Source organism: Rhizobium sp. PRIMUS64, from assembly GCF_023006465.1.
GTDB classification, from domain to species: Bacteria; Pseudomonadota; Alphaproteobacteria; order Rhizobiales; family Rhizobiaceae; genus Rhizobium; species Rhizobium leguminosarum.
Genome location: NZ_JALBGX010000212.1, coordinates 1 through 8,210, shown reverse-complemented (window position 1 = coordinate 8,210; position 8,210 = coordinate 1). Strand labels below are relative to the sequence as shown.

Below are 8,210 nucleotides of genomic sequence, written 5' to 3'. Positions count from 1 at the left end.
GGATGGATATGAATATCATCGCGAGAGTTGTGCGTCAATCCGCCGCATAAACTCAGAAGGAGAGCTCAGATCATAGGCGAAGCCCGGCGCAGAAAACCCCGCCGAAGCGTTTGCGGCAGCAGTTCCCGCCGATAGGTTTCGAGCGGCGCAGCGGTGGAGGCGGGCGGCGCGTACGGCTTGGCGTCGAGATCCTCGTCGGCCGGATCAGCCTCGTCCAAGCTTGCCACGGACGCGGCATAGCTCTGCTGAAAATTCGAAATGTCGGGTCCGACCGTCACCGCCCGCATGCGGGTGACGATCTTGCGCAGATCGACCGTATCCGGATCTTCCTCGCTCTGCTTGCTGTTGGCGCTGCTGGCCTTCGGCAGGAGGTTTTCGTCGACGCGGGAAAAGCGCATGCGCATCGGCACGCTGATCGCCTCGCCGAAAGCGATCGCCTCGCCGTTGCCGATCGAGGAGATGAAGCTCGTCGTCGAGATCGACGAATTCGGAATGGCCGAGCGGATGATTTCCTGGTCTCGGTCGTTGGCGAGGCGCATGGCAAAGAGCGTCGAACACTGCGACAGGATCGTCTGGTCGAGTTCGCCCGGCCGCTGGGTGATGATGCCGAGCGAGACGCCGTATTTGCGGCCTTCCTTGGCGATGCGGGCGATCGCCTGGCGCGTCGGCACGAAGCCGAGGCTCGGATCGGAGGGGATGTAGCGGTGCGCTTCCTCGCAGACGACGAGCATGTGGATGGCGCCCTCGCTCCACAGCGCCACCTCGAAGGCCATGCGGCAGAGCACGGAAGCGACCGAATTGACGACTTCTGAGGGGATGCCGGCAAGCTGGAAGGTGCAGATCGGCCGGTTCTCGCCGGGGATGCGGAAGATCTGCGCGATGGTTTCGGTGATCGTGTCGCTGATCGTGTTGTTGGAGAACATGAAGTGATAGCGCGGATCGTTGATCGCAGCGATGAGGCGCATCTTCAGCGACCGCAGGAAGGGCTTTTCCGAGCGGCCTTCCAGGCGGCCGATGCGCTCGTCGATCAACGCCAGGAGATCGGCCATACGGTAGGGGACCGGCGTATCGGCGGTGATCGAACTCTTTTCGGTCGTGCGGCGCACCAGCGAGTTGTCGCTGCCGCGGAAGGCGCGTTTGGCCTCCGGCAGGATATCGCGCAACATGTCGAGCTCTTCGGGCACCGGCGGGCGGCCGCGAAACACGACCTCGGCAAATTCCTCCAGCCGCATCAACCAGAAGGGCAGGTCGAGCGTATCGGTATCGATGGTGACGGCGTGCTCGGGAAAGGCGGCCGCGAATTCATTATGCGGATCGAGGATCAGCACGCGCAGCTTCGGATCCGCCGCGATCGCCTTGTGCAGGAGCAGCGAGACAGCCGTCGACTTGCCGACGCCGGTGGAACCGACGACGGCGAAATGCTTGGAAAGCATTGAGGGGATGTGGATCGCCGCATCGATGCTTTCGTCCTGCGTCAGCTTGCCGATAACGGCGGTCGTACCCTCGCCGGCGTCGTAGATGCGCATCAGGTCGGCGGATCGGATGCGGTGGGCGATGGCGCCGAGATAGGGATAACGCGAGATGCCGGTCGAGAATTCCTCGCGCCCGTCCTCGTCGACACGGACTTCGCCGAGCAGTTCCGTCTCGATCCTGAATGTATTGTCTTCGCCTTCGCCCCAGGCATGGCTGCCGGTGTTCATCTGATAGACGAGGGCGACGACGCGGTTGCGGCCGACGCTGATCGAAATCAACCGGCCCACGGACCACAGTTCCGTCAGATCGGTGCCGCCCTGTTCGGCGACGGCGGCGATGGTCGCCCGCGAACCGCTGCATGCAACGACGCGGCCGAGAAAGCGGTTCCCCGGTGTATGGCCATCGCGGCGATCCTGTTCACCCGCCTTACTAGACGCGTGCAAGTCGTTGTTAAGCAAAGGGCCTACTCCTGCAATGGGAAGCGAGAATAAAGCCCTTCCTTTAACAAATCCTTCCGGCCATGGATTTTAGGGATGCGGGGAGCCGGGAGTTTTTTATTGCGGCATGCGTTGACGCTGCGAAATTTTCTGTCTATCACTTCCGACCATGAAAATCGCAACGGCTCTTATCGTGGTGGGAAAGCGCATGGGCAGGATGGTGTAACCATCCGGCGATAGCCACCCATGCGCTAGATGACAGGCTCCTCCGGGGCCTTTTTTTATGCCCGAAATTCGGGCTTCCGGCCACAAACGCAATCCCAGCATCAAACGGAACAGACAGATGAGCACGGACAATCAGGCGGCAGGCAATCGGATGACGGGAGCGGAGATCGTTCTCAAGGCGCTGAAGGACAACGGCGTCGAACATATCTTCGGCTATCCCGGCGGCGCGGTCCTGCCGATCTACGACGAGATCTTCCAGCAGGAGGATGTCAAGCACATCCTCGTCCGCCACGAGCAGGGGGCAGGCCACGCGGCTGAAGGTTACGCCCGCTCAACCGGCAAGGTCGGCGTCATGCTGGTCACCTCGGGTCCGGGCGCCACCAATGCGGTCACGCCGCTGCAGGACGCGCTGATGGATTCGATCCCGCTCGTCTGCCTGACCGGCCAGGTTCCGACCTCGCTGATAGGCTCCGACGCTTTCCAGGAATGTGACACGGTCGGCATCACCCGTCCCTGCACCAAGCACAACTGGCTGGTCAAGGACGTCAACGAGCTCGCCGCCGTCATTCACGAGGCTTTCCGCATCGCCCAGTCCGGCCGTCCGGGACCTGTCGTCGTCGATATTCCGAAGGATGTGCAGTTTGCGACCGGCACCTACACGCCGCCCGCCGACTACACGATCCAGAAGAGCTACCAGCCGAAGATCCAGGGCGACCTCAACCAGATCCATGCGGCGATCGAGCTGATGGCGAATGCGCGCCGTCCAGTCATCTATTCGGGCGGCGGCGTCGTCAATTCCGGCCCCGAAGCTTCCAAGCTGCTGCGCGAGCTGGTCGAGCTCACCGATTTCCCGATTACCTCGACGCTGATGGGCCTCGGTGCCTATCCGGCTTCCGGCAAGAACTGGCTGAAGATGCTCGGCATGCACGGCTCCTACGAGGCCAACATGGCGATGCATGACTGCGACGTCATGGTCTGCATCGGCGCCCGTTTCGACGACCGCATCACCGGCCGTCTCAATGCCTTTTCGCCGAACTCGAAGAAGATCCATATCGATATCGATCCATCCTCGATCAACAAGAATGTCCGCGTCGATATCGGCATCCGCGGCGATGTCGGCCATGTCCTCGAAGACATGGTCCGCCTGTGGCGGGCACTGCCGAAGAAACCGGAAAAGGGTCGCCTGGACGACTGGTGGACCGATATCGCCCGCTGGCGGGCACGCAACTCCTTTGCCTATACGAAGAGCAATGACGTCATCATGCCGCAATATGCGCTGGAGCGGCTCTTCGCCCACACCAAGGACCGCGATACCTATATCACCACCGAGGTCGGCCAGCACCAGATGTGGGCGGCACAGTTCTTCGGTTTCGAACAGCCGAACCGCTGGATGACCTCGGGCGGCCTCGGCACGATGGGCTACGGCCTGCCGGCCGCGCTGGGCGTGCAGATCGCCCATCCCAACAGCCTCGTCATCGACATTGCCGGCGATGCCTCGATCCAGATGTGCATCCAGGAAATGTCGGCGGCGATCCAGCACGATGCGCCGATCAAGATCTTCATCATGAATAACCAGTATATGGGCATGGTGCGCCAGTGGCAGCAGCTGCTGCACGGCAACCGCCTGTCGAACTCCTATACGGAGGCGATGCCTGACTTCGTCAAGCTGGCGGAAGCCTATGGCGCCGTCGGCCTGCGCTGCGAAAAGCCGGATGCGCTCGACGACACCATTCTCGAGATGATCGAGGTCAGAAAGCCGGTCATCTTCGATTGCCGCGTCGCTAATCTCGCCAACTGCTTCCCGATGATCCCCTCGGGCAAGGCCCATAACGAAATGCTGCTGCCGGACGAGGCCACCGACGAAGCGGTCGCCAATGCGATCGACGCCAAGGGCCGCGCGCTCGTCTAATAAGGGAAGGGACCAAGGACATGAACGCTCACCTACAGCCCACGGGCTCCGCTTACTTCATTTCGCCGGAAACGGCGGCTGTCGAAAGCCACACGCTTTCGGTTCTCGTCGACAACGAACCGGGGGTTCTTGCCCGGGTCATCGGCCTGTTTTCCGGCCGCGGCTACAATATCGAGAGCCTGACGGTCTCCGAGACCGAGCATCAGGCGCATCTTTCCCGCATCACCGTCGTCACACGCGGCACACCGCAGGTGCTGGAGCAGATCAAGGCGCAGCTCGAGCGCATCGTGCCGGTGCATCGCGTCGTCGACCTGACGGTGCGTGCCCGCGAACTCGGCCAGGACCGGCCGATCGAGCGCGAAGTGGCACTGGTCAAGGTGATCGGCGAGGGCGAAATGCGCGCCGAGACCCTGCGCCTTGCCGATGCCTTCCATGCCAAGGTGGTGGATGCGACGGTCGGTCACTTCATTCTGGAGATCACCGGCAAATCGTCGAAGATCGATCAGTTCGTGGCGATCATGAAGCCGCTTGGCCTCATCGAGGTCTGCCGTACCGGCATCGCGGCGATGAACCGCGGCGTGCAGGGCATGTAAAGATTACAGCCCGGGCATGTAAGCTCGTTTCGCAGGCGGACGCCGGTTTCGGCGTCCGTTTCAAATCTTCTCGTTCACCGGCGACGTGCGCGGATCGATCCAGTCATGCTTGACGATCAGGTCGCCGACTAACGGCCTATTTCTCATCTCCAGGCCGTTGGCCCTTTCGCCGCGATAGATCCGGAAATGCGTTTCCCCTTGCTGACGTAATATCGGCTTATCTTCACCGAAGACGCAATTGTATGAAATGCAGTGAATCCGGATGTCGTCGCGATTGGTGTTTTCATTGCCCAAATTGATGGTGATCTGCATGTCGCCGCCACTGGCGCCGTAGACCACACAATTCTCGCGAAGCTTGCAGGTTGTTTCAGAGAGGATTTTCTGGCCACTCTCCAGCAACAGGGCATATCTGACCCGATAGCTATCTCTCTTTACGCTGTCGGCATGCGCCGTCGCGACGAGGCTGCCGCTAAGGCTCAGCAATATGGGAATTAGGCCACGAACCATCCCTGTACCGCATTCCACGATGATAACTGACTACCCTTTTTATTCAGCTTTATGGCGAAATTTCATCGGGCTCGCTTAGAGCATCTCCAGCGGTTTTTTTCTTGCCGGCGGCGGAAAGGTGGCGTCGAGGGCATCCCAGTCCTCATCGGTGATATCGAGCGAGACGCAGTCGCGGTTTTCTGCCGCGCGTTCGGCATTCGAGGTCTTCGGGATGACGATGACGCCGTCGCGTTCCAGCAGGAAGGCGAGCGCCAGCTGGGCGGGTGTCGCCTGATAGGCCTTGGCGATGCGGATCAGTTCGGGATGGTGCAGGATATTTCCCTGTTCGATCGGCGAATAGGCCATGACGGGAATGCCGCGGCTCTGGCACCAGGGCAGCAGATCGAATTCGATGCCACGGCGGGAAAGGTTATAGAGCACCTGGTTGGCGGCGACCTTGGCGCCGTCGGGCACTCTAAGCAGTTCCTCCATGTCGTCGGTGTCGAAGTTAGAGACGCCCCAAGCGCCGATCTTGCCCGATGCCTTCAACGTTTCGAAGGCCGCGACGGTCTCAGTGAGCGGATAGTTGCCGCGCCAGTGCAGCAGATAGAGATCGATGCGGTCGGTGCCCAGCCGTTCGAGACTGCGCTCGCAGGCTTCGACCGTGCCTTTCAGGCTGGCATTCCAGGGATAGACTTTGCTGACGATGAAGACCTCGTCGCGCCGTCCCCTGATCGCCTGACCGACGATCTCCTCGGCGCCGCCGTCGCCGTACATTTCAGCGGTGTCGATCAACGTCATGCCGAGATCTATGCCGGCCTTGAGGCTTTCGATCTCGGCCTTGGCATGGCCGGCATCCTCGCCCATGGCCCAGGTGCCCTGGCCGAGGGCCGGCACCTCAGTGCCGTTCGGAAATGTGATCGATGGAATCGGGTCGTTCTGCATGGGTTTCTTCCTACAGCGCCGCGCGTCCTTGAGGTGGACGCTGTAGCACTCTGAATTGCTGCATGATTTTATCCTTAAATCGGTGCCGATCTAAGGAATTATACAGTCGGCAAGAGATTGGGCCGGGTCGCCATCTTTCAAGTAATCCTGTCACCATGACAATGATGCAATGGTATCGGCGGTTTAGGACAGTTATGCTGACCTAAATAAACAGGCCGCGGAAAAGCTGGCTTCGGGAGGTCGCATGCCGCTGGATACATTTCTCGCTCTCGTTCTGTTTGCCTTCACGACCTCGATCACGCCGGGGCCGAACAATATGATGCTCTTCGCATCGGGCGTGAATTTCGGCTTCCGCAGGACGATTCCGCATATGTTCGGCATCGGCGTCGGTTTCTTCTCGCTGCTCATCGGCGTCGGCCTTGGGCTCGGCGCGCTGCTGCACACGGTGCCTGTGGTCTATACCGCGCTGAAATTTGCGGGCGGCGCCTATCTCGTCTGGATCGCCTGGAAGATCGCCTCGTCGCGCTCGCTCAGCGAAGGCAGGAGCGGCGTCGAGCCGATGTCCTTCCTGTCGGCCGCTGCCTTCCAGTGGGTCAATCCGAAAGCCTGGGTGATGGCGGTCACGGCGATGGCGACCTATACCAATCCGCAACTCTACCTCGTGAGCGTGCTGATCGTCGGTCTCGCCTTCGCGGCGGTCAATGTGCCCAGCGTTTCGACCTGGGCAGGCTTCGGCTCGGCGCTGAGGGAATGGCTTTCCGATCCGGTGCGGTTGAAGTGGTTCAATATCAGCATGGCGATACTCTTGGTGCTAAGCCTCTGGCCGATGCTAAAATAGAGTGATCGCCGGCTTCGTCAGCATCAGCCAGAAAATGCCGAGGACGGCTAAGAAGGCTGGAAATCCGAAAGCAAACCAGATGCGGTAGAGGCTGAAATAGGCTGGCGGCAGGGCTTTTCCCGCCGCTGCTGCGGCGCGGGCGAGGTCGCGCAGCCGGATCTGGATCCAGACGACCGGCAGCCAGAACAGGCCGGTGACGACATAGAGCAGCAGCGACAGCGCAATCCAGCCCTCCGACAGGTCCCAGCCGATCGATCGGGCCAGCAGATAGCCGGTCACCGGCTGGAGGATGGCCGCGGTCGCGGTGAAGATCGTGTCGGCGATGACGACGGTGCCGGCGACATGGGCAATCAGTCTGGGATCGCGCGTCCGGTGCGCCATCACCATGAAGAAGGCGATGCCGGCGCCGGTGCCGAAGAGTACGGTCGCGCCAATGACATGGGCGAGCAGCAGCCATTCTTCAAGCATCAGCGTTCATCCAGGGTGGCAAGTGCGGTGAGCGTCAACAGGATCGACGGCAGCACCTTGACGAGGGGGCCGAGCGGATCAAGCCAGAGCGCGGTTTCGAGCAGGCTGGCGCCGGCGAGATAGGCGAGCGATACGGCCAGCATGCCGAGAAGGGCGCGTTTCGCCAGGGGACGGACAAGGACGGCGGCACCGAGGACGACGTCGGTCAGGCAGGTCGCAAGCGTCAGCGCCGTTGCCGAGGCCTGAGGCATGAACGGCAAGAAGTGAGCAGACGTCTTCTCCAGTGCCAGCAGCGGGATCAGACCGGACAGCAGCCAGAAGACGGATAGGCCCGATATGACGAGTGGCTTCAGGAGATAGAGCCGGGCAAACCAGAGATCCTGGACGCCGGAGGGATTGGCCGAGAGCGCTGCGGCCGCGGGTGTCGCGACGAGGCCGCTTCCTGCTTTCGAGCTTTGCACGCCTTCCGAGATCACTGTCAGCGCTGTCGAACGCAGCGGCGAACGCCAGCCGAGCAGGCCCGATAGATCGGCCAGCCACGTCACTGGCCTGGCCAGCCAGGGGGGCAGGGCGAAGACGCGGGCGGGCGGCAGGCCCAGCCACTGCCGGTGCAGGCGAACGAGATCGGCGAGCGTCAGGACTTCATTGGCGGCGAGATCGATATCCTTTGAAGGAAGGCCGCCGGAGACTGCCCGCGACACGGCTTCCGCCACATCGTCCACCGAAAGTGTTTCGACCGGGCTTTCGGCATGGACCAGGGGCAGCACCAGGGGAAAGGCGGCAAGCGCCCGTAGCAGCGCCGAGCCGCCATGGGCATTGCGGCCGAGCACGAGGGC

General features: G+C 61.6%; 7 protein-coding genes and 1 pseudogene. 3 read left to right on the top strand and 5 right to left on the bottom strand.

Annotation, left to right across the window (positions count from 1 at the left end; genetic code table 11):
- Positions 1–101: 101 nt before the first annotated feature.
- Positions 102–1,931 (bottom strand): annotated as a pseudogene (locus MOV76_RS37460) (ATP-binding protein); the annotation flags it as partial.
- A gap of 322 nt (positions 1,932–2,253) precedes the next feature.
- Between MOV76_RS37460 and MOV76_RS37455 the strand changes: the two are divergent.
- On the top strand, positions 2,254–4,044 hold the full coding sequence (locus MOV76_RS37455) for an acetolactate synthase 3 large subunit (protein WP_247266453.1): 1,791 nt from the start codon (positions 2,254–2,256) through the stop codon (positions 4,042–4,044).
- Positions 4,045–4,064: 20 nt separating this feature from the next.
- Positions 4,065–4,637 (top strand): acetolactate synthase small subunit, encoded by a 573-nt coding sequence (ilvN, locus tag MOV76_RS37450; RefSeq protein ID WP_003560902.1) that lies wholly within the window; start codon positions 4,065–4,067, stop codon positions 4,635–4,637.
- Positions 4,638–4,697: 60 nt separating this feature from the next.
- Here the strand turns inward: ilvN and MOV76_RS37445 are convergent, their stop codons facing one another.
- Positions 4,698–5,162: a hypothetical protein gene (locus tag MOV76_RS37445; RefSeq protein ID WP_246721473.1), complete on the bottom strand. Its 465-nt coding sequence runs from the start codon at positions 5,160–5,162 to the stop codon at positions 4,698–4,700.
- Between the two features lie 57 nt (positions 5,163–5,219).
- The gene (locus MOV76_RS37440) at positions 5,220–6,068 is read right to left on the bottom strand and encodes an aldo/keto reductase (protein ID WP_247266452.1); all 849 of its coding nucleotides are present in this window, start codon (positions 6,066–6,068) and stop codon (positions 5,220–5,222) included.
- A gap of 244 nt (positions 6,069–6,312) precedes the next feature.
- Between MOV76_RS37440 and MOV76_RS37435 the strand changes: the two genes are divergently transcribed.
- The gene (locus MOV76_RS37435) at positions 6,313–6,906 is read left to right on the top strand and encodes a LysE family translocator (protein WP_018242801.1); all 594 of its coding nucleotides are present in this window, start codon (positions 6,313–6,315) and stop codon (positions 6,904–6,906) included.
- Here the strand turns inward: MOV76_RS37435 and MOV76_RS37430 are convergent.
- On the bottom strand, positions 6,898–7,374 hold the full coding sequence (locus MOV76_RS37430; RefSeq protein WP_247266451.1) for a DUF2269 domain-containing protein: 477 nt from the start codon (positions 7,372–7,374) through the stop codon (positions 6,898–6,900). The genes MOV76_RS37435 and MOV76_RS37430 overlap by 9 nt on opposite strands.
- On the bottom strand, positions 7,374–8,210 hold an 837-nt coding region (locus MOV76_RS37425; protein ID WP_247266450.1), incomplete at its 5' end, for an SDR family oxidoreductase. The genes MOV76_RS37425 and MOV76_RS37430, both read right to left, overlap by 1 nt.

Bases quoted from the DNA above. Each gene is read 5' to 3' on its own strand.
- MOV76_RS37430 (WP_247266451.1), bottom strand. From the start codon at position 7,374: ATGCTTGAAGAATGGCTGCTGCTCGCCCATGTCATTGGCGCGACCGTA.
- MOV76_RS37440 (WP_247266452.1), bottom strand. From the start codon at position 6,068: ATGCAGAACGACCCGATTCCATCGATCACATTTCCGAACGGCACTGAG.
- MOV76_RS37455 (WP_247266453.1), top strand. From the start codon at position 2,254: ATGAGCACGGACAATCAGGCGGCAGGCAATCGGATGACGGGAGCGGAG.
- MOV76_RS37435 (WP_018242801.1), top strand. From the start codon at position 6,313: ATGCCGCTGGATACATTTCTCGCTCTCGTTCTGTTTGCCTTCACGACC.
- ilvN (WP_003560902.1), top strand. From the start codon at position 4,065: ATGAACGCTCACCTACAGCCCACGGGCTCCGCTTACTTCATTTCGCCG.